This is a genomic window from Amycolatopsis sp. MJM2582 (assembly GCF_000754115.1).
Taxonomy (GTDB): Bacteria; Actinomycetota; Actinomycetes; order Mycobacteriales; family Pseudonocardiaceae; genus Amycolatopsis; species Amycolatopsis japonica.
The window spans coordinates 64008-89214 of record NZ_JPLW01000011.1 but is presented as its reverse complement, the minus strand read 5'-3'; the positions used below and the strand labels follow the sequence as shown (position 1 = coordinate 89214).

At 69.2% G+C, this 25207-nt stretch carries 21 protein-coding genes and 1 pseudogene; 6 read left to right on the top strand and 16 right to left on the bottom strand.

The features are described from left to right. Positions 1-73: 73 nt before the first annotated feature. On the bottom strand, positions 74-562 hold the full coding sequence (locus tag ED92_RS40770) for a hypothetical protein (protein WP_037348235.1): 489 nt from the start codon (positions 560-562) through the stop codon (positions 74-76). A gap of 124 nt (positions 563-686) precedes the next feature. On the opposite strand from ED92_RS40770, the gene ED92_RS40765 reads away from it, so the two are divergent. Beyond that, entirely contained in the window at positions 687-3494 is a 2808-nt protein-coding gene (locus tag ED92_RS40765; protein WP_037348233.1) for a BTAD domain-containing putative transcriptional regulator, read from the top strand. Between the two features lie 20 nt (positions 3495-3514). On the opposite strand, the pseudogene ED92_RS43625 reads toward ED92_RS40765, so the two are convergent. Next, positions 3515-4408 (bottom strand): annotated as a pseudogene (locus ED92_RS43625) (MFS transporter); the annotation flags it as partial. 207 nt (positions 4409-4615) lie between these two features. Between ED92_RS43625 and ED92_RS40760 the strand changes: the two are divergent. After that, complete coding sequence (locus ED92_RS40760) at positions 4616-5527, top strand: LysR family transcriptional regulator (RefSeq protein ID WP_037348231.1); 912 nt, start codon at positions 4616-4618, stop codon at positions 5525-5527. On the opposite strand, the gene ED92_RS40755 is transcribed toward ED92_RS40760, so the two are convergent. The 8 genes from ED92_RS40755 to ED92_RS40720 all read right to left on the bottom strand — a co-directional run bounded on the left by ED92_RS40755 (position 5508) and on the right by ED92_RS40720 (position 16694). Next, positions 5508-6305 carry an alpha/beta fold hydrolase gene (locus tag ED92_RS40755; protein WP_037348228.1) on the bottom strand — a complete coding sequence of 266 codons (798 nt, stop codon included), beginning with the start codon at positions 6303-6305 and terminating at the stop codon, positions 5508-5510. The two genes, ED92_RS40760 and ED92_RS40755, sit on opposite strands and share 20 nt — an antisense overlap. A 69-nt stretch (positions 6306-6374) precedes the next feature. Next, entirely contained in the window at positions 6375-7523 is a 1149-nt protein-coding gene (locus ED92_RS40750) for an epoxide hydrolase family protein (protein ID WP_037348225.1), read from the bottom strand. A gap of 336 nt (positions 7524-7859) precedes the next feature. Next, on the bottom strand, positions 7860-10202 hold the full coding sequence (locus tag ED92_RS40745; protein WP_037348224.1) for a polysaccharide lyase 8 family protein: 2343 nt from the start codon (positions 10200-10202) through the stop codon (positions 7860-7862). Between the two features lie 106 nt (positions 10203-10308). Further along, on the bottom strand, positions 10309-11769 hold the full coding sequence (locus ED92_RS40740) for an aldehyde dehydrogenase (NADP(+)) (RefSeq protein WP_037348223.1): 1461 nt from the start codon (positions 11767-11769) through the stop codon (positions 10309-10311). A gap of 13 nt (positions 11770-11782) precedes the next feature. After that, on the bottom strand, positions 11783-12928 hold the full coding sequence (locus ED92_RS40735; protein ID WP_037348222.1) for a hypothetical protein: 1146 nt from the start codon (positions 12926-12928) through the stop codon (positions 11783-11785). A 4-nt stretch (positions 12929-12932) separates the two neighbouring features. Next, entirely contained in the window at positions 12933-14189 is a 1257-nt protein-coding gene (locus tag ED92_RS40730) for a glucarate dehydratase family protein (RefSeq protein ID WP_037348221.1), read from the bottom strand. Between the two features lie 2 nt (positions 14190-14191). Beyond that, a complete protein-coding gene (locus tag ED92_RS40725; RefSeq protein ID WP_037348219.1) occupies positions 14192-15136 on the bottom strand; it encodes a 5-dehydro-4-deoxyglucarate dehydratase in 945 nt (314 codons plus the stop codon). A gap of 46 nt (positions 15137-15182) precedes the next feature. Next, positions 15183-16694 carry a sodium:solute symporter family protein gene (locus ED92_RS40720; RefSeq protein WP_037348217.1) on the bottom strand — a complete coding sequence of 504 codons (1512 nt, stop codon included), beginning with the start codon at positions 16692-16694 and terminating at the stop codon, positions 15183-15185. Positions 16695-16848: 154 nt separating this feature from the next. Here ED92_RS40720 and ED92_RS40715 point away from each other — a divergent pair, with 154 nt between their 5' ends. Together ED92_RS40715 and ED92_RS40710 are read left to right on the top strand one after the other, a co-directional pair. After that, positions 16849-17655, top strand: a complete 807-nt coding sequence (locus ED92_RS40715) for an IclR family transcriptional regulator (protein WP_037348214.1) — start codon at positions 16849-16851, stop codon at positions 17653-17655. 37 nt (positions 17656-17692) lie between these two features. Continuing rightward, on the top strand, positions 17693-18517 hold the full coding sequence (locus tag ED92_RS40710) for an NAD(P)-dependent oxidoreductase (RefSeq protein WP_037348212.1): 825 nt from the start codon (positions 17693-17695) through the stop codon (positions 18515-18517). Positions 18518-18632: 115 nt separating this feature from the next. Here the strand turns inward: ED92_RS40710 and ED92_RS40705 are convergent, their stop codons facing one another. Together ED92_RS40705 and ED92_RS40700 are read right to left on the bottom strand one after the other, a co-directional pair. Continuing rightward, complete coding sequence (locus ED92_RS40705) at positions 18633-19235, bottom strand: TMEM175 family protein (protein WP_037348210.1); 603 nt, start codon at positions 19233-19235, stop codon at positions 18633-18635. A 22-nt stretch (positions 19236-19257) separates the two neighbouring features. Beyond that, a complete protein-coding gene (locus tag ED92_RS40700; RefSeq protein WP_037348207.1) occupies positions 19258-19764 on the bottom strand; it encodes a DUF6790 family protein in 507 nt (168 codons plus the stop codon). Positions 19765-19821: 57 nt separating this feature from the next. Between ED92_RS40700 and ED92_RS40695 the strand changes: the two genes are divergently transcribed. Further along, positions 19822-20256 (top strand): MarR family winged helix-turn-helix transcriptional regulator, encoded by a 435-nt coding sequence (locus ED92_RS40695; RefSeq protein WP_037348294.1) that lies wholly within the window; start codon positions 19822-19824, stop codon positions 20254-20256. Here ED92_RS40695 and ED92_RS40690 read toward each other — a convergent pair. Both ED92_RS40690 and ED92_RS40685 read right to left on the bottom strand, forming a co-directional pair. Further along, a complete protein-coding gene (locus ED92_RS40690; protein ID WP_037348205.1) occupies positions 20238-20951 on the bottom strand; it encodes a MerR family transcriptional regulator in 714 nt (237 codons plus the stop codon). The genes ED92_RS40695 and ED92_RS40690 overlap by 19 nt on opposite strands. Positions 20952-20994: 43 nt before the next feature. Beyond that, entirely contained in the window at positions 20995-21480 is a 486-nt protein-coding gene (locus ED92_RS40685) for a TetR family transcriptional regulator (protein WP_255355424.1), read from the bottom strand. A gap of 176 nt (positions 21481-21656) precedes the next feature. Between ED92_RS40685 and ED92_RS43620 the strand changes: the two genes are divergently transcribed. Continuing rightward, positions 21657-21842, top strand: coding sequence for a hypothetical protein (locus ED92_RS43620; RefSeq protein ID WP_037348203.1), 186 nt, complete (start codon positions 21657-21659; stop codon positions 21840-21842). A gap of 43 nt (positions 21843-21885) precedes the next feature. Here ED92_RS43620 and ED92_RS40675 read toward each other — a convergent pair whose 3' ends face one another. Continuing rightward, entirely contained in the window at positions 21886-22854 is a 969-nt protein-coding gene (locus ED92_RS40675) for a peptidylprolyl isomerase (RefSeq protein WP_037348201.1), read from the bottom strand. Positions 22855-22914: 60 nt separating this feature from the next. Further along, positions 22915-25206, bottom strand: a complete 2292-nt coding sequence (locus ED92_RS40670) for a glycoside hydrolase family 95-like protein (protein WP_037348198.1) — start codon at positions 25204-25206, stop codon at positions 22915-22917. Position 25207 lies beyond the last annotated feature (1 nt).

Genomic DNA, 25207 nt, shown 5'->3' with positions numbered 1-25207 from the left:
CAGGAAAGAGTCGTTCAGGACATATTTCGTCCTGAACGACCCTTTCCTGACGTTTCCCCTCGCCTCCCCCGGCTCAGGGCAGCACGTCGGTCACGGTGTCCTTGATGACCTGCCACTTACCGTGCTCGCGCACCAGCGTCAGGCTGATCGTGTAGTGCCGGTTGATGTTCTGCGACGGCACCTTGTAGTACGCGTCGAGGATCGCGTAGCCCATCTTGCAGTCCTCGACGACCGTGTGGGTCACCGTCCACGGCATGCTCCACTCGTACGGGAGCTTGAACTGCACGTCGACCACCGGCTCCACGTTGGCCTCGTAGCCGATGAACAGCTGCCCCTTGCGCCCGACGGTCACCATGTTCTGGTGGATGATCGCCCGGTAGCGGGCCTCGTCGCGTTTGTTGTAGCTGTCCATGTCCTCCCAGACCGCGCGGTCGAACGAGCGCTGGCACGCCTGCCGCTCCGACTCGGCCTGCTGCTCTCCCGCCGCCGCCGCGGCGGGCACACCGATTCCCGCCGCGGCCACGACCAGCCCGGCCAACGCCGCGTAATAGCGCTTGCGCATGGGATTCTCCTCATCACGTCCCGTAATCCGTCCAAGAGAAGGCTCGCCGGACGGCGCATCACAGGTGCATCACTTCCGCACCGGCCCGGGCGCGTGGCCGGTTAACCTCGCGGAAGGGGGTGCGATGGAGTTCCGGATCTTGGGGCCGGTGCAGTGCCGGAACGGGGCACGGCCGGTGAAACTGGCCGGCCCGCGGCAGGAGCGGATCCTCGCCGCGCTGCTGCTCGGCGCCGATCGCGTCGTCTCGGTCTCGCGGCTGGTGGACGTCGTCTGGGACGAGGATCCGCCCGCCACCGCCACCCGCCAGATCCGCAACCTCACCACCGCGTTGAAGCGCACGCTCGTCGCCGAGGGTGCCGCCGACGACGTCTTGACCGCCGAAGGGCCCGGCTTCGTCCTGCGTCCGAGCTCCTTCGATCTGCGCTCGTTCGAGGAGCACGTCTCGCGCGGGGAGTTCCGTGAAGCGCTCGCGTGCTGGAGCGGACCAGCTCTGTCTGGTGTGGACAGTGCGGCTTTGCGAGGCGAAGCCGAGGAACTCGACGAGCGTCGTCTGTCCGTTGTGGAACGTTGCCTCGACGAAGAGATCTCCGCCGGGGAAGACTCCGTCGCGGAGCTGACGGCCTTGGTCGCCGAACACCCGCTCCGGGAACCGTTCGCCGGCTTGCTCATGCGCGCGCTGCACCAGCAGGGCCGACAGGCCGACGCGCTGAACGTCTACCGGCAGGCGCGAACGCGACTCGTGGAGGAGCTCGGGATCGATCCGGGCCCGAAGCTGCGCGAGCTCTACGAACGGATCCTGCGCGACGAGCCGGAATACGGCAAGACCCGCTGCTTCCTCCCCTACGACGTCCCGGATTTCACCGGACGCGAGGCCGAGATCCGCCGTCTGCTCGACGCCGTCCGGCTCGGCCGCCCGGTCGTCGTCGACGGGATGGCCGGTGTCGGCAAGACGTCGCTCGCCGTCCACGCCGCGCATCGGCTCGCCGCCGATTTCCCCGACGGGCAGCTGTTCGTGGATCTGCACGGCCACTCCCCCGCGCGCGAACCGCTTCCGCCCGAGGCCGCGCTCGAAGCCCTGCTCGGGCAGCTGGACGTCCCGGCTTCACGGCTTCCCGGCGGTGTCGACCGGAGGGCCGAGCTGTGGCGGACCAGGACGGCGGGCCGGTCGCTGCTCGTGGTGCTCGACAACGCCGCGAGCGCGGAACAGCTGCGACCGCTGGTGCCGGGTTCGGCGACGGTCGCCCTCCTGGTCACCGGGAGGCGCCGCCTCGCCGCGGTCGACGGCGCCGCGTCGATCAGTCTCGAAGTGCTGCCGGACGAGGAGGCGGGTGCCCTGTTCGCGGCGGCGTCCGGGCGACCGGACACGGGGGTGGCCGCGTTGTGCGGCAACCTTCCGCTGGCGATCCGCATCGCCGCCGCCCGGCTGCAGAATCGTCCACAATGGACCGTGCAGACGTTGGCCGAGCGGCTGGGCTCCGAACACGACCGGCTGGCCGAACTGAAGGTCGCCGGACGCGACGTGGCCGCGGCCTTCGCACTGTCCTATCGGGAACTCGATACCGCGCAACAGCGCATGTTCCGCTTGCTGGGGCGCAATCCCGGTGCCGACATCGGCGTGCCCGCGGCCGCCGCGCTGGCCGGCATCGGGGAGCGCGAGGCGGAACGCCTGCTGGAAGACCTGCTCGACGCCCACCTGGTCAGGCAGCCCGCGCTGGGCCGCTACGCGTTCCACGACCTGATCGCCGAGCACGCCCGCAACGCCGCCCGCGACGAGGAATCCGGCCCAGCCGTGCGCCGGCTCCTCGATCACTACCGCGACGGTGGCGGCCCCGACTGGTACCGGACAGAGCGGGCGAACCTCGTCGCGGTGACCCGGCACGCGCTCGACACCGGTCTGGACGAGTACGCCTGGCGGATCGCCGTGGACACCGCGGACCACCTCCGGGAAAGCGGGCATCTCGACGAACTGCTCGCCGTGGCACGGACGGGGATCACCGCCGCCCGCCGGATCGGTGACCCGCGAGCGATCCAGCTGAGCCTGGCGAGCCTCACCCTGGCGTTCTGGGAGAACGGGCGGCTCACCGAGGGAATGGACTGCGCGCTCGAACGGCTGGACGTGGTCCGCGCGTCCGGTGATCGCGGGGCCGAGGCGATCGCGCTGTCCAGGGCGGGCGCGCTGCACGGCATGCTCGGCCGCTACCCCGAGGCGATCCGGTTCTACCGGGACGGCCTGGCCGTCGTCGGCGAGACCGGCGCCGCCACACTGTGGACCAATCTCAGCAACGCCCAGGAAGTCCTCGGCAGGCTGGACGACGCGCTGGCCTCCGCCCGGCGGGCGGTGGACCTGCGCGAGGACGAGCGCGGCGTGATCCTGAGTTCGGCCCAGCTCGGCCTCGTCCTGTCCCGGCTCGGCCGTTTCGGCGAGGCCTTCGAGGTCATCGAACGGTCGATCACCGCCTCGCGGGATCTCGGCTACCTGTTCGGCGAGGCGTGGAGCCGGATCGACCTCGCCGACGCCCTGTTGCTCGCCGATCGCCCTGGCGACGCGCGCGACCAGGCCGAACGCGCGTGCGCGATCCTCACGCGGCTCAATCATCCGTTGCTGCTGGCGATGGCGGCCAACAGCCTGGGCACCGCCTGCCTCGCGCTCGGCGAGACGGAGACGGGCCTCAGGCGGCATCGGCTCGCGCTCGAAACGGCGAAGCGGATCGGCTACCGGTTGCAGGAAGCCCGCGCGCTGGCCGGATTGGGGCAGGCCGCAGCCGCGCGGGAGCACTACGCCGCGATGGGCCTGCCCACGGAACCCACCAGCAGGGAGACCACGGCGAGCGCCGCCGCACTCCACAGCAACAGCACGACACCCGCGCCCTCGACGACCAAGCCGCCGACGAAAGCGCCGAGGGCTATCGAACCGGTGAACACGCCGACGTAGAGACCGGTGACGTGCTCGACGCGATCCGGCGCGAGGGCGGTCATCCACAGTTGCCCGCCGACCGACAGTCCGCCGTAGGCCATCCCCCACAGGGCGATCGCGACCCCGGCGACGAGCGCGGAGGCACCGAAAAGTGCCAGAAGACCGAGCGCGACGGCGATTCCGGCCGCCAGCAGCAGCACGGTCGCCCGCGGCTTGCGCCCGGTCGCGGCTCCGGCCACGAAGTTGCCGATCAGCCCGAAGACGCCGTAGACGAGCAACAGCGACGCGATCGCGCCCGCCGGCATCCGCGGCAGTTCTTCGAGGACCGGACGCACGTAGGTGTACGCGGCGAAATGCGCGGTCACCAGCAGAACCACCACGGCGAGACCGGTGACCACGGTGGGGCGCAACAACGAGCGGCGCTGTCCGGCTCCGGTTTCTTCGACGACCGCGGGACGGCGAAGCTCGGGCAAGGCCAGCAGTAAGGCGGGAACGAGCAGCGACGCGCACACCGCGAGCGACCAGAAGGCCGTTCGCCAGCCGAAAGCGTTGCCCACGAACGTGCCCAACGGCACTCCGAGCACCGAGGCGGCGGCGACGCCTCCGACGGTGAACGAAACCGCGAGCGCGCTGTCGCGAGCCGCGACCAGCCTGATGGCCACGGCCGAAGCCATTCCCCAAACGGCGCCCATGCCGACACCGAGCACGATCCGCGCGACCATGAGCAGCCCGAAATCGACGGCGATCGCGGTCAGCCCGTTGCCGACGGCCAGTACCGCCACGGCCGCGGCCAGCACCCTGCGACGGTCGAGATCCCCGAGCAGCCGCGGCACCACGGGAGCGGTGACCGCCGAAACCAGACCCGTGACGGTCAGGCTGAGCCCGGTCGCCCCCGCGGAGATGCCGAGACCGTCCGCCATCGGGGTGAGCATCCCGACCGGCAGCATCTCGGCGGTCACCACCAGGAACGTGCTCAGCGTCAGCACGCCGACGGCGGCCCATCGCGACAGGACCGGATGCGGGTGAGAGGCAGAGGAACTCATGCCGTCCAGCCCATCACCGCGCGGCACCCGCGAACAACGACGTCTTCCTCATCGATCGATGAGGAAAGCTCATCGATCCGGTGTTATCTTCCGAGGATGCACCAGGCGCATCTGCAGCAGATCGAATGCCTGCTCACGCTGGCGGAGGAGCTGCATTTCGGGCGTACGGCGGAACGGCTCGGCTACTCGCAATCGCGAGTGAGCCAGCTCATCGCCACGTTGGAGACGAAGGTCGGCGCGCGGCTGGTCGAGCGCACCAGCCGCAAGGTCGGGCTCACCCGCGCCGGCGCGCAGTTCGTCAAAGAGATCCGGCCCGCCTATCGCACGCTGCTCCGCACCTTCGAACGCGCGCGTGAACGGGCGATGCGCGGCGCCGTCGAAGAACTGCGGGTCGGGTTCACCGGCATGGTCTACGAGGAGGTCACTTCGATCTTCCGCGCGCTGCGCGAGCGGCACGGCGTGGCCGTGCACACCCACGACGTCCCGCTCGGCTCACCGTTCACCGCCGTACTGGACGGCGAGATCGACGCCGTCATCGCCGAACTCCCGGTCCACGAAAGCGAGCTCACGGTCGGCTTCCGGTTCCCGCCGCAAGACCAGTACGTGATGGTCGGAGCCGACCACCCCGTCGCGGAGCGCGCGTCGATCGATGCGGAAGATCTCGCGAAACTCGACCTGCTCCACCGTGCCGGTGACGGCCCCGGCTACTGGAAGGCCGCGCGCACTCCGCCCGCCACTCCGTCGGGCACGCCGATTCCTTCGACGGCGGGGATCACGACCGTCCAGCAGGGCATGGCGCTGGCGGCGTCCGGGACGCACGCGATGCTGGTGTGCCGTCCGTTGACGGAACAGCACACCCGCACCGATCTGCGTTATGTCCCGGTTCGCGGCCTGGAAGAGTCCAGCCAGCTCGGTCTCGTCTGGCGGACGGGCCACGTCAGCCCCTCGCTGACCGCGCTGGCCGAACTGCTCGAACAGGCCGAGCCCGTCAGCCGAGAAACCCGGTGAGCAGCTCGCGCAAGCTGTCCGGCTGGTGCAGGACGCCGTGGTCCTGCCCTGCGACGGTGGCGTACCGCGCGCCGGGGATCGTGTCGGCGACCGCGCGGGTGCCCGCCCGCATCCAGGCGTCGCTCTCCCCGCCGTCGATGACCAGCGTGGGCACCGAGATCTTGGCCAGCCGGTCCGCGGGCAGCACGTTTCCGGGACCGCAGAGCGCGAGGTCATAGGGCAGCGTGTGGGCGAGGCCGGTGAACCACGCCCAGAACGGGTCGTCCCGCATGCCCTTGACGACCTCTTCGGGCGTCGCCGTCCCCTCGACCAGGAACAGCTCCGCCGCGCCGTCGCGGTCGCCGTCGGCGATCAGGGCGCGGACCCGGTCGAAGAGGTCGGCCGCGGGCCTCTCCCGGCTGTTGTCGACGACGTACGGCGGCTCGTACACGGCGAGCTTGGTCATGGCGACGCCTCTGGCGGCCGCCTCCAGCCCCAGTACCGCACCCGACGAATGCCCGAACACGGCCGCCGAACCACCCACGTGCTCGATCAGCGCGGCGAGGTCCTCGACCTCGCGCTCCACCGAATAGACCGCACCGGCGCCGCTGTCGCCCCGGCCACGCCGGTCATAGGCGATCACGGTGTGCTCCGGCGCCAACGTCGCGGCCAGGCCGGCGACGGTCGTCCGGTCGTTGAACGCACCGCCGACCAGGATCACCGGCGTGCCCTCCCCGGTGCGGTCGAAGGCGATCGGGGTGCCGTCGGCCGAAGTCACGGTCTCGAACGAGGTGGTCATCAGGTCCTCCGCAGGGTCGCTTCACTCTAGCTTCGGCACTGGGTCGGAGCCGACGACCACCGTTCGACATCACTTCCGGAGATTTCCGAAGAATTCGCGGAGTTCGGCCACCACGTCACCCGGCACGGCCATCGCGACCATGTGGCTGGGGCTGTCGTGATCGGCCCAGCGCACGACGTCGTTCTTGCGGGAGGCGATCGTGCGCAACGCGGACGGCCCGCCGTGGGAGACGCCGGTCGGCACCACCGTCTGGTCCATCGGCATCGTGGCCTGCCCCTCGTAGTACGGCCACAGCGAGGTGCCGCCGGTCCCGGTCAGCCAGTACAGCGTCGCGTTGGTGAGGAGCAGGTCGCGGTCGATCGGCTCGGCGGGCGCCGCGCCGCCGGGCCAGCCGTCGAACTCCTTGAACCGTTCCACCAGGTACGCCAGCTGCGCGACCGGCGAATCGAGGAAGCCGAAACTCAGCGTCTGCGGCCTGTTCGTCAGGTACGGCGCGTATCCGCTGCCGCCGGCGAAACGCTCCATCAGGCCTGCCAGCTCGGCCTGCTCCCGTTCGGTGAGCCCCTCGAAATCGGCCGGATCGCCCATCGGCACACCGAGCCCGGACGTGATGTGCGAGCCGATGACGTGCTCGGGCGCGTGGGCCGCGAGACAGGGCGTCACCAGCGCGCCTGCGTCGTTCCCGTGCGCGCCATAACGTTCGTAACCGAGGCGGCTCATCAGCTCGGCCCAGGTCCGCGCCACCCGCGCGATGTCCCACGGACGTTCGTCGGCAGGCTCCGGGAACGGCGAGAAACCGAAGCCCGGCAAGGACGGCGCGACGACGTGGAAGGCGCGCGAGGGGTCGAGACCGTGGGCTCGCGGGTCGGTGAGCGGGCCGATCACGTTCAGGAACTCGGCGATCGAATTGGGCCAGCTGTGCGTCATGATCAGCGGGATCGCGTCCGGTTCCGGCGACCGGACGTGCAGGAAGTGCACGCGCTGGCCGTCGATCTCGGTGACGTACTGCGGGAATTCGTTGAGCTGCTTCTCCCACGCGCGCCAGTCGTAGCCGTCTCGCCAGTATTCGGCCAGATCCTTGAGGTACGCGACCGGGACGCCCCGGCTCCACTCGGCACCGGGCAGCGCCGACGGCCAGCGGGTGCGGGCCAGCCGGTCGGTCAGGTCGTCCAGATCGGACTGCGGGATGTCGATGCGGAACTGCTCGATGTCGGTCATGGGGTGACCGTAAGAGCCATTCAGGCCAGATCCTGACCTAAATCCCCCTCGCATTTAGTCGACTAAATGCGAGCATGTTCGCGTCCGTCCGTGAAGGCCTCCTTCCCTACCCTGAAAGTAGTGAAGGGGCCCTTCACGACGAGGCCGCCGCCGTCCCTGGCGATCGCGGAGGGCGAAGGGAGCTTTCCCTGCATCCGATGCGACGAAAGTCCCCTTCGCAACACTGTCTTTGGCCCACCGTGGCGATCGCCGCATTCGTCCGTGAAGGCCTCCTTGAGGGACCCAGAGTCCCTCAAGGAGGCCTTCACGGACTGGGTGATCGCTGCGTTTAGTCGACTAAATGCGGACGGTCTGTGTGGCGCCGAAGGTGTCCTTCACCGGCACCTCGAAGGTCTTCCGCCGCACGGTCACGCGCACGACTTCCTGCCGCTGCGTCGGATCCGAAACCGCCAGCTGCCAACCGTTCCCGGTCCGGCCGAGCGCCACCGACGCCGGACCGGACACCGACACCTCGTCGACCGAGCCGGCGGCGAAGAAGTTCGCCAGCAGGGTCGCGTCCCACAGCCGGACCGCCTGCACGGTCGCCGTGTTGGACCGCACGCGCCACGACCAGGCCGAGGCGATCGTCTGCACCACAGACGCGGTCGGCAGGACGGCGTACGCGTAGGTCGCGTTCGAGGGCTTCTCGCCGTGCTCGATGACCAGCTTCTGGTAGCGCCGCGTGTAAGGCACCGTGGTGCCCTTGGTGTTGGCGCCCTTGTCGATGTCGCGCCAGGTCCCCGTCCGGTCCTCGCGCAGCGCGGTGACCTCGGCGTCGTCGAGCAGGACGTAGCCACCGACCCGTTCGAGATGCAGCCATCGCTTGCGCCGCAAAGACTCCGAGCCCCCGACGAGATGCCCGTCGGCCAGCAGGACACCGATGCCGTTCTCGCCGAGATTGCGGTTCTCGATCGTGGTCCGGATCCGCTCGCCGGAGGAGTCGGTGATCCCGGCACCGAGGCACACCACACCCGATGGCGTGAAGAACCACGACTTCTTCGCGGTCAGCGTGCCGTCCTGCGAGACGAAGTCGAGGGCGTGCGCGCCGTGCCGCGCGTCCCAGCGGACGCCGCCACAGTGGTCCTTGCCGGTCAGCGGCACCGACTCCAGTTTGGGGGTCGGACCGCTCTTGGTGGTCGTCCCCGGCAGCAGCTGCGGATCGACCGTCGGCCAGTAGGCGTCGGTGAAGTGCCCCTTCGCCTTGGGCAGGAACAGGTACAGCGAGCCGTCACCGACGTACCAGCCGTGCAGGTTCATCGAGTTGATCGACTCGTACCGCGCGATCCGCGTCGAGGCGACGCCGAGCGAGGCCGACCAGCCTTCGGTGATGTGCACCATCCGGTCCTGCTGGCCGAACACGCGGTGCGTCGCGACCGTCGGCGTCGCCCGCACGTTGGTCGCCAGCAGCTCCTGTGCGAACTCGATACCGGGGATGCCGACGAGGTCCGGCCCAGGCGCGAACCGCTCGGGGTCGGGGATCTTGAGATACGGCGCGAAAGTGTCCTCGGTGATCCACTTCGCGGCGAGACCGCCGAGCTCCTCCTTGCGCTTCCCGCTCGCCGACCGGGCCAGCAGGACCACCGCGCCGGTGAGCTGGTGCCCGATGTCGTGCGCGGATTCCCCTTGCCGGGAAAGGAACCGGCCGCGGACCGACTCCATCAGCGCGCCCGCGTACACGAACGGCGCGAACGTGTCGGCGACCAGCGCGTACGCCTCGTCGCGGACGTCGGCGGGCAGTTCGAACTCCGTGCCCTTGGTGACGTGGATGGCGGACGCGACCGCGGTGAGCAGGATGATCCCGTAGTGCCCGGGATAAGGCACCGAATCGTGTTGCAGGAACGAACCGTCGGTGTGGAAACCGTCGCCGCCGGAGCGGTGGAGCTTGGCGATGACGCTCGCCGCTCCCCCGCCTTCGACGTCGGTGAACGCGCCGACACCGCGCTTGATCCGCTCGGCGTCTCCCAGCATCGCGCCGGAGACGACGGAGATCGTCGACTTGTCCGCGCGGTTGGCGCCGGTCTCGACGACGCTCGGATTGTTCGTGCGGAGGTTCGGATTGCCGGAGAATTTCAGCACCGGCTTCAGATACTTGGCGAGCTCGTCCTGGGTGAGCTCGTCGGCGACCGTGGCGAGGATGTGCAGCAGGTAGAGCGGGATGCCGATCTCGTAGGTGTACCAGTTGCCGATCTCGGCGGTCTTCTCGCTGTACTGATCGCTGGTGTACAACAGTTCCAGCGCGCCCTTGATCCGGGCGAGCACGGCGGGGTCACCCGCGAGCGCACCGCCGGGAGTGCCCCAGTTGACCACGATCGCGCGGAGCCGTGCGTACATCGATGTCGTGAAGTCGCTGCCGGGGCCGAGCGGGAGGTCTTTCCACAGTGGACCGTCGCCGACCGTCATGCTGTCGTGGTAGGCCTTCGCGACCCTGTCGAGGTTCGCCAGCGCGGCCGTGCGTTCCGCCGACGGCCGGTTGATACCGGTCTGCAGTTCGCGATAGCCGGTCACGATGGACGACGAGCCCGAAGCGACGGGCTGCGCGGACGAAGTGCCCGCGAGTGCCGAGGTGAGCGCCACCGAAGCGGCCGCTGCCGCGCCTCCCCGCAAGGCCGTCCTCCTGTCGAAGTTACCGAATCCGGGCATGACAGTGCCTCCCAAAGGGTCGTAAGACGGCGATCAAGGGCGGCGGCGGGTGCTGCGGCTCGTGAGTGGCAAGGACGGTTCTAAGCGTCCTTGCCACTCACGAGGTTTACTGGCGCTTCCCGTCGGTCCTGCGGGGCAGGTCCCACGGGTTGTTCTCCTGCAACGGTTCCGGCAGCAGCGCGTCGGGGAAGCCCTGCCAGGCGATCGGTCGCAGGAACCGCTCGATCGCGGCGGTGCCGACCGAGGTACTGGTCGGCGCGGTGGTCGCCGGGTAGGGACCACCGTGTTCCTGTGCCCAGGTGACGGTGACTCCGGTCGGCCAGTCGTTCCACAGCAGACGGCCGGCGACCCTGGTCAGCGACGGGAGGACCGGACGAATCCAGTCCACATCGGACTCTTCACCCTGGATGGTCGCGGTGAGCCCCGGTTCCATCACCCCCAGCAGGCTGATCAGCTCGGCCTGGTCGGTGTAGGTGACGATCAGCGACGCCGGTCCGAAGCACTCCTCGCGGACCGTGTCGGCGTCGGCGAGGAACGCCTTGGCGGTGGTGGCGAGCAGCGTCGCGCCGTGCGAGATCCCTTCCCCACCACCGGATTCCGACAGCACCTCGACGCCGTCGACGTCGCTGAGCTTCGCGAGTCCGTCGGCGAAGCCCGCCGCGATACGCTCGTTGAGCATCGGCTGCGCCGGGATCGCCGCGACCGCCTCGCGCAGCGTGTCCTCGAGGCCATGACCCTCGGGCAGGAACAGCAGCCCCGGCTTGGTGCAGAACTGCCCGGCACCGAGGGTGAACGAACCCGCGTACCCCTTGGCGATCGCCTCACCGCGCGCGTCGATCGCGCCCTGGGTGACGACGACCGGGTTGACGCTGCCGAGTTCGCCGTAGAACGGGATCGGTGACGGCCGCGAGGTCGCGATGTCGAACAGCGCGCGCCCGCCCAGCACGGAACCGGTGAACGACGCCGCCTGGATCCGCGGGTCCTTCAGCGCCGTGACCCCGTTCTGCTGGCCGTAGATGACCGCGAAGATGCCTTCCGGCGCACCGGCTTCGACCAGCGCGTCGCGCAGGACCTCGCCGGTGCGGGCGGACAGCTCCGGGTGCCCGGAGTGCGCCTTGAGCACGACCGGGCAGCCCGCGGCCAGCGCCGACGCGGTGTCACCGCCCGCGACGCTGAACGCGAACGGGAAGTTGCTGGCGGCGAACACCAGCACCGGCCCGATCGGGGTGAGCAGACGGCGGATGTCCGGCCGCGGCCCCATCGGCCACGCGGCGTCCGCGTGGTCCACGGTGGCGCCGAGGAACTCGCCGTCCGCCAGCACCTCGCCGAACAGGCGCAGCTGGAACGTCGTGCGCTTCAGCTCACCCTGCAGCCGCGGGGAGGCCGGGAGGTGCGTCTCCTGGTTGGCCAGCGCGATCAGCTCTTCGGCCGCCGCGTCGAGGGCGTCCGCGGCCGCGTTCAGCCATCCGGCGCGCTGGGCTGGGGTCGCGGCCGCCGTCGTGCCTGCCGCATCGGCGGCGGCCGCGAGGATCTGTTCGAGCGTGGCGGGATCCGTTGCCTGGCTCATTTTCTTGCGTCTCCTAGAGTTCTTGCGCGGCGCTGACGGCGGCGATGAGATCCGCCCAGCGCCCCGGGCCGGCGAGGCCGAGGTGGTACAGGTGCAGCTCGGTGGCGCCTGCCTTGCCGAGTTCGGTGGTGTAGGCCTCGATGTCGGGCACCGGGCTCGCCGCCACCGCGGTGATGTAGCTGCCGACGGCGACCTTCTCCGGCAGTTTCGCCCGCGCCGCCGCGACCGCGTTCACGCTGGGGTGACCGGGTGCCCAGTTCTGCAGCACCACCGCGTCGACGTCGTCCGGGGCCGACGGCGTCAACCCCGGCAGCGCGCCGGTGACCCACGGGTCCATCGCGCCGTGCAGCACGATCCGGGGCCCGGACGGGATCTTCTCGAGCACCGCGCGCCGCAGGGCGTCGGTCGCGTTCTGGCGAGTGTCGAGCAGGACCTGCCGCAACGTGGGCAGGATCTTGTCCTCGGTGGCACGCAGGTCACCGCTGTCGATCAGCCGCCGGACCTCGGCCCGCAGCTTGCCCAACGCCTTCGCCGGATCCTGACCGGCCGCGGCCCAGGCGTCGAGACAGTCGTCGCAGCAGCAGATCGACAGCAGCCGCGCCACCGCCGGCGACCAGACACCGTCGGTCTTCTCGTGCTGGTGCTGGTGCACGGCGCCGAGCGGACCGCAGGCTTCGAGGATGACCGTGGCGAAGTCGAGCCCGGCGAGGCTCTCCGCCGTCACGTTGGCCGCGTACTCGCGGACCGCGGGTACGCCGGGACACAGGGCCCACGGATACCGCTCGCCGAAACAGTTGCGCACGGTGAAATCCGGGAATTCCGTGCCCAGCTGGGAGTTGTGCGTCAGCACGATCCACGCCGCGGCCGGGATGCCCGCCTCGTTCAGCGCCCGGACGGCGTCGCCCGCACTGTCGCGGCTTTCCACCCAGTCCGGCTCGGCGGGCTTCAGCTCACCCCACGCCTCGTCGCGCACCGGCCGGTACAGCGCCGCGTGGCGCGCGACGACCGAGGTGCGCTCGGGCGACCAGGGCGTCGCCGCACGGGCGCTGTGGTACGACACGGCGACGGCGACCTCGTCGACGCCGAGTTCCCGTACGCGCTCGACGAAGCCGGGATCGTCGACGACGTCCCAGGGGTAGGCGTATCCGGTGACCTTCACCTCGTCACCACCGTGCCGTGTTCGGTTCGAAGCTTCCCACGAACTTCCGCATATAGGTCACGTCATCCCGTTTGGTCTGTCCACTTCGGACATAGTCTTCATGGGCCCGCGCCAGCGCGTCGGGGTCGAGTTCGACCCCCAGCCCCGGCTTGTCGGGCACCGCGACCGCACCGTCGACGAACTCCAGCGCACCCGGGGCGATGACGTCGGCCGTCTTCCACGGCCAGTGGGTGTCGCAGGCGTAGGTCAGGTGCGGCGTCGCCGCGGCCACGTGCACCATAGCGGCCAGACTGATCCCGAGATGACTGTTCGAATGCATGGAAAGGCCCACGTCGAAGCATTCCGCCGTGGTGGAGAGGGCCTGGGTGTCCCGCAGACCACCCCAGTAATGATGGTCCGAAAGTATGACCCCGACCGCTCGCTGCCGGAAGGCGGGCTCGATGTCCGCGAAGCGCACCACGCACATGTTCGTGGCCAGCGGCATGTTCGACCTCTCCGCGACCCGCGCCATGCCCTCGATACCCGGCGTCGGGTCTTCGAGGTACTCCAGGACGCCGTCGAGTTCTTCGGCGACCCGGATCCCCGTCTCGACCGTCCACGCCGCGTTCGGGTCGATGCGGAGCGGGTGGTCCGGGAAGGCGTCCGCGAGCGCGCGGATCCCGTCCATCTCCTCGTCGGGGTCGAACGCTCCGCCCTTGAGCTTGATGGAGCCGAAGCCGTACTCCTCCACCATGCGGCGTGCCTCGCCGACGAGCGCGTCCGGCGTGGTCACCTCGCCCCAGGAGTCCTCCTCGGCGCCGATGTGGGCGCCGAACTTGTAGAACAGGTAGGCGGAGAAGTCGACGGCGTCGCGCGCCTTGCCGCCGAGCAGGTCCACGACCGGCCTGCCGAGGTAGTGGCCCTGCGCGTCGAGCGCGGCCACCTCGAACAGCGAGTACACGCTGGCCACGGTCTTGCTGACGGAGAAACCGCCGGTGAGCCCGTGCGCGTCGGCGAAGACGACCTCGCCCAGCGTGGTCGCGACCTTCCGGCGGAGACCGGGCAGGTCGAACACGTCGTGTCCCTTGAGCTCCGGCAGCACCTTCCGGACCTGGTCGAGGAACGCGAGGTCACCGTAGGACTCGCCCAGGCCGACCACCCCGTCCTCACAGATCAGCTGGACGACCCCGCGCAGCGCGAACGGCTCGTGCACGCCCATCGCGTTGAGCAGCGGAGGGTCGGCGAAGGCGACCGGGGTCAGGACGACGTCGAGAACCTTCATCTTCAGGCACCGGCCTCGACGGACTTGAGGACGGAGAATCCGTCGTCGACGATCTTCTCCAGCCGGGTGATCTGGTCCGCGGTGGGCTCGACCAGCGGCGGGCGCACCGAGCCGACCTTGTCCCCGCGCAGCCGCGCGGCGGCCTTGACCAGCGACACGGCGAAGCCCTGCCCCTCGTCCCGCAACGCGACCAGCGGGAGGTAGAAGCCGGCGAGCAGCGCCTCCATGACGGCGTCGTCGTTCTCCGCGAGCGCGCGGTGGAACCGGGCCGCGATCTCGGGCGCGAAGCAGTGCACGGCCGAGGAGTACCGCGCCACGCCGATCGCGGCGTAGGCGCGCGCGGAGACCTCCGCCGTCGGAAGACCGTTGAAGAACAGGAAATCCTTGGCCCGGTCGGTGCCGACGGAGCGGATCGTGGTGATGATCCGGCTCATGAGTTCGACGTCGCCGAAGCCGTCCTTGATGCCCACCACCGACGGGATGTCGAGCAGTTCCACCGCCGAGCCCGGGGTGAACACGCCGGTGGAACGGTGGTACACGATCACCGGGATCGAGGAATCCCCGACGGCGTACCGGACGTGGTCGACCAGCCCGGACGGCGGGCCGGTGACCAGGTACGGCGGCAGGAGGAGGACGCCGTCCGCGCCGCCCGCCTCCGCCGCCGCGATCCCGGCACGGGCCGAGGCCGCACCGCCGCCGGCGCCGACCCAGACGGGCACACGCCCGGCCACGACCTCACGAGCCTTACGCAGGATCGCTGCGTGCTCGTCCGGGGACAGCGAGCTGAATTCGCCCGTACCGCAGGCGACGAACAGCGCACCGGCTCCGGCGGCCACGTGGCTCTCGACGGTTTCCGCGAACGCGTCGAGGTTGAGTTCCAGCCCCTCGGTGAAGGGGGTCAGGGGGAACGCCAGTAGGCCGTCGAGTTCGATCTTGGGCTGTGCCATGGATTTCTCTTTCGTTCTTTGTGGATGGTCCCGGGTACGGGCCCGGTCAGGCGGGCACGGTGGTGCCGTCCTGCGACTTGCGGGGTAAGACGTCGTCGTCGCGGTCGATCGTGTCGATGATCTCGTCGGTGGAGGCCTTGCGCTCGGGCATGAGGTAGCCGAGCCCGATGAACAGCGCCAGCGAGACCAGGATCGGGGTGGACACGGTGACCGCGAGGGTGGCGTTGTAGCCGTAGTAAGCGATCGCGTAGGCGATGAGACCACCCGCCCACGAGATCAGGGCCGCGCGGGAGCCGGAGCGGCGGAACGCGGGGAGCATGCCGAGCAGCAGCGGCACCGAGATCGGGCCCATCAGGGCCGCGACCCACAGCACCACGATACCGAGCACACCGCCGAGTTTCTCGGCCTGCGTGGCCACCGCCATGGTGAGCACGACGAAGATCACCGTCGAGATCCGCGCGGCGAGCAACCCCTGCGATTCGGTGAAGTTGCGGGCCTTCTTCCACAGCACCGGCATCATGTCGCGGGTGATGACCGCGGAGATCGCGTTGGCGTCCGAGGAGACCATCGCCATGGTGTGCGAGAAGATCCCGGCCAGCACCAGCCCGACCAGACCCGGCGGGAGGAACGTCGTGGTCATGATCGCGTAGGCGTTGTTGGGGTTCGAGATGTTCGGGATCAGCAGCGGGGCGGCGAACATCGGGAACATCATCACCAGCGGCCACACCAGGTACAGGATCGAGGAGAGCCGCGCGCCGCGACGGGCCTCGTAGGTGTTCGGCGCGGCCATGTAGCGCTGCGCCAGGTTCCACATACCGCCGTTGTACTCCAGCGTCTTCACCAGCACGTAGACGAGCAACACGATGGTGGTGAACTTCGAAGTGGTCGGGTTCAGGTGGGCGGGCGGGAGGTCCCCCCACACGGTCCACAGCCCGGAAACGCCGCCGAGCTTGTCCAGCACGACCCACAGCATCACGATCGCCGCGATGGCCTGGATGACGAACTGGCCGAAGTCGGTGAGCGCGTCGGCCCAGAGACCGCCGACGGTGCAGTAGATCAGCGTGATCGTGCCGGTGATGATGATGCCCCAGGTGTAGGGCACGCCCGCGAAGACGTTGAGGATCGTCGCGACCGCGAACCACTTGGCCGCGATGTCGAAGATCTTCAGGAGGCTGCCGCTCCAGGCGAGCGCCTGCTGAGTGGGCACGTTGAAGCGCTTCGCCAGGTACTCGAGCGGCGAGGCGACACCGAGCTTCGACCGCAGGCGGTTCCACCGCGAGGCGAACAGCCAGCTGCCGATGCCGACACCGATGCCGATACTGGCCATTCCCCAGAAGTAGACGGTGATGCCGTCCGTGTACGCAACGCCCGCGTACGCGACGAACAGCACGGCGCTGTAGCCGGACATGTGGTGGGAGATGCCGGCCAGCCACCACGGCATCTTGCCGCCGGCCGTGAAGAAGTCACTGACCGTGTTGACCCGGCTGTGCGACCACAAGCCGATCACCACCATCAGGACGAAGTACGCGGACACCATGATCCAGTCCAGTAAATGCACCGCTGACTCCTTTCCGCGTTCACGAAGGCCCAGCCCGACCTGTTCACATCCATGAACGGAGTCTGTTATAGTGATTATGTTCATCCATAAGAACGCTGTTCGGGACGCTAATATGGCCGGAGTCACAAGTCAACGGCCGGATGGAGGAGCGCGGATGCCGCAGCAGGAAGCCGCTGTCACGGTGGCGAACGGCGCGCCTGAACCCGCCGGGGTGAAGTCCGCCAGGCGGGCGATCGACCTCATCGAGACCTTCGCCGCGAACGACGTGTGGCTTTCGCTGTCCGATCTCCACGCGCGGACCGGTTTCCCCAGGTCGAGCCTGCACGGCCTGCTCCGCACCCTGCTCGAAGCCGGCTGGCTGGAAGTGGACACCAACACCGCCCGCTACCGCCTCGGCGTCCGCGCGCTGATCTGCGGCACGGCTTATCTGGACCGCGACCCGGTCGTCCCGTACGCGACCGAAGCGCTGGAGCGGATCCGGGAGAAGACCGGCTACACGGCGCATTTCGCGCGCCGCGAGGGCACCGACGTCGTCTATCTGGAGACGCGCGAGTCCCGGCACTCGACGCATCTCGTGTCCCGCGTCGGCCGCACGCTGCCCACCCACGCGACCGCGCTGGGGAAGGCGTTGCTGGCCGAACTGACGCACGACGAGATCGACGGCCTCCTGACCGGAGAGCTGTCGGCGCTCACCCCGAACACCATCACCACGGCGGACGCGCTGCACGCCGAATGCGCGAAGACCCGCGAACGCGGCTATGCCTCGGAAATCGAGGAAGGCAGCCTCGGCGTCCGCTGCGTCGCGGCCGTGATCCCGTACCGCATCCCCGGCACCGACGCGATCAGCTGCTCCATGCCGGTCACCGAAGTCACCGACGCCGACGCCCAGCGCGTCGGCGAACTCCTCGCCGAAATCACCGCGGAACTCGGCCAGCAACTGCGCCGCGCCGGCATCCGCTGACCTGATTCGTCCTTTCCTTCACTGACAAGGGGTTCCCATGGCAGACCAGCGCGTCCTGATCACCGGCTCGGCGGGTATCGTCGGCACCCTGATGCGCCCGCGGCTGCGCCGTTCGGGCCGGGTGCTGCGCCTGCTCGACCTGGCCGCGCAGCCCGAAGCCTCGGGCGGCGAGGACGTCGAGCTGATCACCGCTTCGGTGACCGACCCGGAAGCGATGGCGAAGGCCTGCGCCGGCGTCGACGCGGTGATCCACCTCGGCGGGCACAGCCGCGAGAACTCGTGGGAAGCCACGCTCGACGTGAACATCAACGGCACCCACACCGTCCTCGAAGCCGCCCGCGCCGCCGGTGTGCCGCGCGTGATCTTGGCTTCCAGCAACCATTCCGTCGGTTTCCGCCGCAACGACGAGGCAGGCCCCGACGGCCTCCCCGCCGACTCGACGCCCCGCCCCGACACCTACTACGGCGTCAGCAAGGCGGCCATCGAAGCACTCGGCAGCCTGTACCACTCGCGGTTCGGCATGGATGTGATCGTCATCCGGATCGGCTCCTGCTTCGAAAGCCCGCTCGTCCTCGGCCCGCGCGGACTCACGACGTGGCTCTCCCCCGACGACGGCGCCCGGCTGTTCGAGGCCTGCCTGAGCTACCCCTCCCCCGGCTACCGGCTGATCTGGGGCGTCTCCGACAACACGCGCCGGATCTACTCGCTCGCCGAAGCCGAGGAACTGGGCTACAAATCGCTCGACAACGCGGAGACCTACGCCGAGCAGCTGGCGGACATGCCCGCGCCGACCGGGGTGGCGGCGGAGTACGTCGGTGGGCCGTTCTGCACCGCGCCGCTGGGGGCGCACAACCCGCTCTGAGGTTTCAGCAGCCGGTGACGCGGAGCTGTTGGGATGCGGCCGCTTCGACGGGACTGTGTGGATTTCTGGTCATCTAACGCCCCAAAATCCACACAGTCCCGGCCCGGCGAGCACCTCACCGCGCTCGCCCCTGAACCCACCCGGCCACCGCCAACACGAGCGGCGCCGCCAGCCAGCACAAGTAAGCCCAAGTACCCGAAGTAACGAACGAAACAGGAACCGAAACCCCGAACACCGCCGCCAGGCACACACTCCGCACCAGGTTCTGCCGGAACGCCCACGGCGGCGTGTCCGGGCGGTAGAGGTGTTCGCGCCGGATCTCCCGGATGACCAGCGCGAACGACGCGGACGCCAGCACCTGCACGATCGCGTACAGGCTGAACCGGGGCGGGAAGGCGCCGTCCGCGGTGATCACCCGGGTGGCGAACGGCGTCAGCACCTGCATGAACAGCCAGGCCAGCGTGAGGCTGATCAGACGGCTGTTCAGCGAGCGGACATGGCCGAAGATCTCGTGGTGGGCACGCCAATGGGCGGCGATCACCACGAAGCTGACGCCGAACGCCAGATACTCCTTGCCGTGGTCCGCCACCGAACTCAGCATCGCCTCGGTGGTGTCGCCGGCCGGAACGGGGAGTTCTAGCGCCAGCAGGGTGAGCGCGATCGCGATCACCGCGTCGATGAACATGGTGAGCCGCTCGGGAGGGGCTTGAGTCGCCATGATGCGGAAATCTCCCTCTGCGTCAGGCGACGGTCGCCGCGCGGAGCTTCCGGGACCACACGGCCAGGATGATCATCACGGCGGGGATGAGCAGGTCGTTGGCGAGAACGCCGCCGGTGTTGCCAGGACTGTGGACGCCGTTGGCGAACCACTGGTAGACGTGGCCGACCAGGGCTCCCCAGAGGAACATCCCGGCGCCGAGCCCGATGGTGACCCGTTCGCGCGCGGACGCCGAGGCGGCGCGGAATCCCATGACGGCCAGTCCGAGGTTCGCGAAGGCGATCTCGAACAGGAAGGGCGTCCGCTCGAAGCCGATGGCGGTGGCCATGACGTCCGGGAACGCGAGGAACGCGACCGTCATCCACAGGCTGCCGAAGCCCAAAGCGCCGATCGCCCACCAGCGCTGCCAGATCTCCAGCCGTTCCCGAGTCGTCGGGGCGTGGCGGGCCCGCAAGAACGCGCCGACAGCCGGGACCAGCATCCAGACCAGCGGGAAGGCGGATTGGGCCAGGTAAGAGAAGTTGTCCATGCCTTCAGTCTTACCTAGTTAATATTAACTCGTCAACAATCAGGTATAGTGATCCCCGTGGATGACGGACTCGCAGACCTGTTGCACCGCGTGGTCATGCTGCTGGGCGAGAACGCCCGGCGGCGCACCGAGGACACCGACGGCTTGACCTACAGCCAGATACGGCTTTTGGGCACCCTCGAGGAGATCGAGCCGGCGACGCAGCATCGGCTCGCGCAGGCGCTTTCGGTGTCCGACCCGGCGATCAGCCGGGCGCTACGACCACTCGAGGCGGACGGCCTGGTGCAGATCACCGTCGACCCCGAGCACGCGCGCCGACGGCTTGTCCGGCTCACCGAGGTCGGCCGGAAAGCCTTCCACGCCGCCGGAAAACCGCTTTACGACGAGTTCCGCGCCGGGCTCATCGCGGCGGGCTTCCCCTACGAGCGCTACCTCGAAGACACCCTTCGGCTGGCCGAGATCCTCTCCCCCGATCAGGGAACGCGGCGCTGATCCGGAGCCGCCCACCCGTTGATCACGGCGAGCAGCTCGAGATACCGCTCCCGCCGGGGATCGTCGGCGACGTCCAGCCAGGGCAGATCTCGCCGCGGGGCGGCGTCGTACCCTTCGGCGAGACGTCGCATGAGGGCCCGGAAATCCGGATCCCTGGCCAGCCCGGCGAGTTCCACCCAGGCGTCGACCTGTTCGACCGCGGGACTTTCGGGTAGTTCGGGTGTCATCGAGCGGGCGATCCCGGCGAACCCGGGATGCTCGAGACCGCCGAAGACGGCGTCGAGGAAGTCGTCGATCAGACGGCGGCGTTCTTCCTCGGTCAGCTTGGCGAGGTCGTGCATGAGAGTGATCTCCTCGGGAGTGGTTCCGCGCCGGGTCACGGCTTTCAGCACCGCGTGGCGGAGGCGCAGCACGTGGATCTGCGCTTCCAGCGCCCGCAGGTGCGCCTCGGCGACGTCGGGAAGAGCGGCTTCGCTTTCGAGGACCTTCCGGATCGTGGCCAGGTCGAGTCCCAGCTCGCGCAGGGTGCGCACGAGCTCCAGGCGCGCGAGCGCGTCGACGCCGTAGCGGCGGTGCCCGGACGCGGTGCGCCCGGACGGGGCCAAGATGCCTCGGTCGGAGTAGAAGCGGATGGTCTTGACGGTCAGCCCGGTCCGCCGGGAGAGCTCGCCGATCGAGTACCGGGGATCGTCCATTCGCCTACCCTCGCACCTCCCCTCGGGGGAGATACAAGTGCGATCACGCGCGCGGCGCGGGCCCCGTCAGACAGTGCTGCACGAGCGGGCCGAACGTGGCGACCAGCTCGTCGACGGACGACGACGCGATCGGCTCGATGCGCATGATGTACCGGGCGACCGCGAGCCCCAGGATCTGCACGTTGACCATGCCCGCCCGCAGCGCGGCGTCCGGCGTGTCGAGCAGCGCCGCGAGCCTGCCGGTGATCTCCCGGTCGATGAACTCGCGCAGCAGCGCTTCGGCCCGAGAGTCGGTGGGAGCCGACCGTGTCAGCATCATCAGCGGCGTGCGGTCGGATTTGTCGAGGTTCTCCACCAGCGTCCGGACGAGACGCTCGCCGGAGATCTCGATCGCGGCGCTGAACAGGCCTTGTTTCGTGCCGAAGAAGTAAAAGACCATCGCCGGGTCGACCTCGGCGGTGGTGGCGATCATGCGCACGGTCGTGCCGCCGTAACCGTGCTCGTGGAACAGCTCACGAGCGACGCGCAGGATCCGCTGCTTGCTCTCCGCAACGGTTTCGCGAAGGTGGGCGGCTGGCGCACGGTAGCCGAAGGTGTCGCGTCACGGGTGGTGTTCCTCGTCGCGTACCTGGCGACCGGGCAGGTGCTGACGTCGGCGCTGATCACGGTCGGCGGCGTGATCGGCTTCGGCGGCGACGCTATTACTTGTGCACGACGGTATTCCTGGCGAAGTTCGCGATCGCCACGGCGGCGCTGGTGCCGCTGTACCTGGCGGGGACGGTGATTCCGCTCGGCATCGCCGCCACCCTGCTGGGTGGCGCGCCCGCGGCGGGTGTCTGCCTCTATCTGTGCTGGCGGATCGTGCGCGAAGAACCGCGAACCGCCGGGTGAGACGACGGTTGCCAGGAAAGGTCCTTTCCTGGCAACCGCGGGTTCAGCCCACCGTGATGGACTGGAACTTCACCTCGATCCGGGGCGGGCCCGTCCCGTCTCCGGAACCCTTCTCCGCGTCCACGCCACCGCGCGCGACCTTGTCGAGTGTCTGGAGGCCCTCGTCGGAGATGCTCCCGAACACCGTGTACTCCGGCGGCAGCGGCGCTTCACCGAAGACCATGAAGAACTGGCTGCCACCCGAGTCCGGGTTCTGCGTCTTCGCCATGGCGATGAGCCCGCGGCCGTACTTGAGCTGGGGGAAGATCTCGTCCGGGATCGTGTAACCCGGTCCGCCCATCCCGGTGCCCTCCGGGTCGCCGCACTGGAGCATCTGCAGCCCCGAAACGCCGAGCCGGTGGCACGAGGAGCCGTCGTAGTAGCCCTGTTGCGCCAGCGAAAGGAAGTTCGCCACGGTGCACGGCGCTAGACCTCGGTCCAGCGTCAGTCCGATGTCACCCGCGGTCGTCTTGACCGTGACCGCCGACGTGCCGGACGCCGGAGTCGGCCCCGCCGCCGGCGGGTTCACCTTCTTCGCCGGCTCCTTGGAGGTGTCCGCCGGGTAGGCGCACTCCGTCGGATCCGCGAGCGGCGTCGTGCGTTTCGGCAGTTCGGTGCGGGCGGACGGGATGTCCACCGGGCTCGGCGTCGCCGTGTCCTGGGTGCTGGACGCCGGAGCCGACGAGGACGACGCGACCGCGCTCTCGCCCTTCTTGTCCGACAGGAAGAACCCAGGCGCCACGAACCCGAGGATCGCCACGACGGCGACCACCACGACGAGTCCCAGCACCCCGAGCCCGACCCACAGCGCCGTCTTGTTCGAAGACGGCGGCGGCTGCTGCGGCGCGCCGTACCAGCCTTGTTGCTGGTACGGCTGCTGCGGATAAGGCTGCTGCGGATAAGGCTGCCCCGGCTGAGGGCCTGGGTCGGGCGCCTGGCCTTCGGGCTCGCCCGGCTGCGGCGGCTGGGACATCTGTGCTCCTGTCGTCCGGAGGAAGTACGGGAACACTCTTGCGTATCTCCGTTCAGCAGGTCACGGCATCCCCCACGGTGTGCCGTCCCCGTTCGCCGGGACGGGCCGGATCTCGAAATCCGGCCGGTCGCCCGCACGGTGCACGACGGCCTCTTCACCGCGCCGCAGATCGATCCGGACGTCCCCGTTCGGCAGCCGCCGCCAGCGTTTCGGCCTTCCCCACCGGTCACGGACGGTCAGCTCGCCATCGAGATCCGCCCGCAGCACGCACGGCGCCCCGGCCTCGCTGGTGATCTTGACCCACCGCGTCTTCCCGCCCTGCCGCGAGGCGCTGACCAGGAACGCCCCCTCCGTGCGGAAGTCGCGCAGCGCGGCGTCCGCCCATTTCGCGGGCACCGCAGGGAAGAGCCGGATCACGCCGCCCCAGCTCTGCACGAGCATGTCGTGCAGCGACTGCGCGGCCGAAAGCGGCGTCTCGATCACCGGACCGGATTCCTTGTACATCGTGTTCGGCTGGAGGTAGCGCCGCTGGAGTTCGCCGAGGTAGAACTCCGCCTTCTCGCCGCGCAGCATCTGCGCCGACATCGACGCGGCGCCGGTGAACGTGTAGCCCTGCAACGCCCCCTCGAAGCCCACCCAGTGATCGAGCGAGGTCTCGATGATCCGCCGGTGCTCCGGTCGTTCCCAGGTGATCTCGTACAGCGGGTAGATCTGCAGCAGATGCGAATAGTGCCGATGCGACTTCGCGAACGGCACACCCGCGCCGATCATGTAGCCGTTGGCATCGGCCGGATACGGGACGAGCGTGGCCAGGACCTCCCGCCACCGTCGCGCGAGCGGATCGTCGATGCGCAGTTCCGCCGCCGCCTCCAGCAGGGTCTTGCAACCCCAGCGGATCAGCGCGAGGTCGTAGTTGCAGTCGGGCGCGTTGACGCCGTACTCCGGGGAGAACGTCGCCGGAAGGTGCAGCTTCCCGTCCGCCCCGGGCGTCAGGAAATGGAGGTAGTAGTTGATCGCCTTGCGCAGCAACGGGAACAGGGCCTCCCGCAGCAGCCGCCGGTCCATCGTGTGCCGGTAGGACAGCCAGACGTTGTGCAGCGCCCAGGTGAGGTTCCCGACCTCCGGCGTCGGCGTCTCCTTGCCGGGGATACCGACCGGGAACCCGGCGTTCGTCCCGACCGCGCCGTTGAGCAGGTTCATGTCCGTCGTCCGCGGGATGCCCGCCGAATCGTGCTGGTACGGCTCGGCGACCTGACTCGTCAGGTTCGCCCGGTACTCGCCGAGCGCGTGGCCGACGGCGTCCAGTTCGAGATGGTTGGAGCCGTGGATGAGCCAGTACTCGAGCTGGACGTTGAGGTTCCACCACGTCGCGGGCCACGGGGTCGGCTCCAGCCACGGCCCGCAGGTCGCCATCACCGGAGCTTCCCGGCGCGCGGCGGAAGCGATCTTGTACAGCTGGATCCAGTAGAAGCTCTGGAGCCGGGTGTCCGGAATGGACAGGAAGCCGTGCCGGTAGTAGTCGTGCCACCAGCGGCGGTGTCCGGCCGCCAACGCCGAGAACGGCTCGGCCCGGCGGATCGTCTTCAACGCCTCCCGTGCGGCGGTCCGCTTCGGATACGACCAGGCCACGGACGTGTACAACGTCCGCTTCGAGCCTTGGGCGACCTCGCGCCACGCCGTGACATGCTCGCCGCCCGCCAGCAGGCTCTGCACGGAAAGCCTGCTGTCACCGCTGCTTTCCAGACTCGCGGGCGGGTTGGCGACATACCCGGCGGGCGGCGGCTTGCCGAACTTCGGATCCGTTCGCGGGCTCACCGCCTCGGCCGGATGGAAGACCCACGCGAAACCGCGCTCCCCCTCGGTCGGTTCGACCTCGACGGCCAGCAGTGACTGTCCGGTGTGGACGATCGCCCGCAGCGAAAGGCTGCCCGCGGCCGTGGTGATCGTGCCCCTGAGTTCGGCGTTCCACAGGTCCATCCGCCAGTCGATCCCGGTGATGGCGCCGACCGGTTCGAGGGTGAAATACCCGATCGGCAGCCGCGCGAGCCCGAAGAGGGAGCCGAACTCCGGCCGGTGGTCCTGCACCTCGCTGTGCTGGACGTTGAACCGGACGGCGTTCCGGCCGGGTTCGGCGTAGATGCCCGACCCGAGGAACCCGTTGCCCAGGAATGGGCCTTCGTACCAGGTCTTCGGCATCCGGCGCCAGATCAGGTCGGCCGTGCCGAGGAAACCGGGCCAGTCGAGGCCGCCGAGCGCGAAGTCGTTCTCCACCGCCGACGCGGACGGCGTGAGGCCGGCCGCGGCCACACCCGCCAACGCCCCGCCGAGCACCGTCCTGCGAGTGATGTCCATG

Coding starts and splice junctions, on each gene's coding strand:
- ED92_RS40770 (WP_037348235.1), bottom strand. CDS start 562: ATGCGCAAGCGCTATTACGCGGCGTTGGCCGGGCTGGTCGTGGCCGCG.
- ED92_RS40765 (WP_037348233.1), top strand. CDS start 687: ATGGAGTTCCGGATCTTGGGGCCGGTGCAGTGCCGGAACGGGGCACGG.
- ED92_RS40760 (WP_037348231.1), top strand. CDS start 4,616: ATGCACCAGGCGCATCTGCAGCAGATCGAATGCCTGCTCACGCTGGCG.
- ED92_RS40755 (WP_037348228.1), bottom strand. CDS start 6,305: ATGACCACCTCGTTCGAGACCGTGACTTCGGCCGACGGCACCCCGATC.
- ED92_RS40750 (WP_037348225.1), bottom strand. CDS start 7,523: ATGACCGACATCGAGCAGTTCCGCATCGACATCCCGCAGTCCGATCTG.
- ED92_RS40745 (WP_037348224.1), bottom strand. CDS start 10,202: ATGCCCGGATTCGGTAACTTCGACAGGAGGACGGCCTTGCGGGGAGGC.
- ED92_RS40740 (WP_037348223.1), bottom strand. CDS start 11,769: ATGAGCCAGGCAACGGATCCCGCCACGCTCGAACAGATCCTCGCGGCC.
- ED92_RS40730 (WP_037348221.1), bottom strand. CDS start 14,189: ATGAAGGTTCTCGACGTCGTCCTGACCCCGGTCGCCTTCGCCGACCCT.
- ED92_RS40725 (WP_037348219.1), bottom strand. CDS start 15,136: ATGGCACAGCCCAAGATCGAACTCGACGGCCTACTGGCGTTCCCCCTG.
- ED92_RS40715 (WP_037348214.1), top strand. CDS start 16,849: ATGCCGCAGCAGGAAGCCGCTGTCACGGTGGCGAACGGCGCGCCTGAA.
- ED92_RS40710 (WP_037348212.1), top strand. CDS start 17,693: ATGGCAGACCAGCGCGTCCTGATCACCGGCTCGGCGGGTATCGTCGGC.
- ED92_RS40705 (WP_037348210.1), bottom strand. CDS start 19,235: ATGGCGACTCAAGCCCCTCCCGAGCGGCTCACCATGTTCATCGACGCG.
- ED92_RS40700 (WP_037348207.1), bottom strand. CDS start 19,764: ATGGACAACTTCTCTTACCTGGCCCAATCCGCCTTCCCGCTGGTCTGG.
- ED92_RS40690 (WP_037348205.1), bottom strand. CDS start 20,951: ATGGACGATCCCCGGTACTCGATCGGCGAGCTCTCCCGGCGGACCGGG.
- ED92_RS40675 (WP_037348201.1), bottom strand. CDS start 22,854: ATGTCCCAGCCGCCGCAGCCGGGCGAGCCCGAAGGCCAGGCGCCCGAC.
- ED92_RS40670 (WP_037348198.1), bottom strand. CDS start 25,206: ATGGACATCACTCGCAGGACGGTGCTCGGCGGGGCGTTGGCGGGTGTG.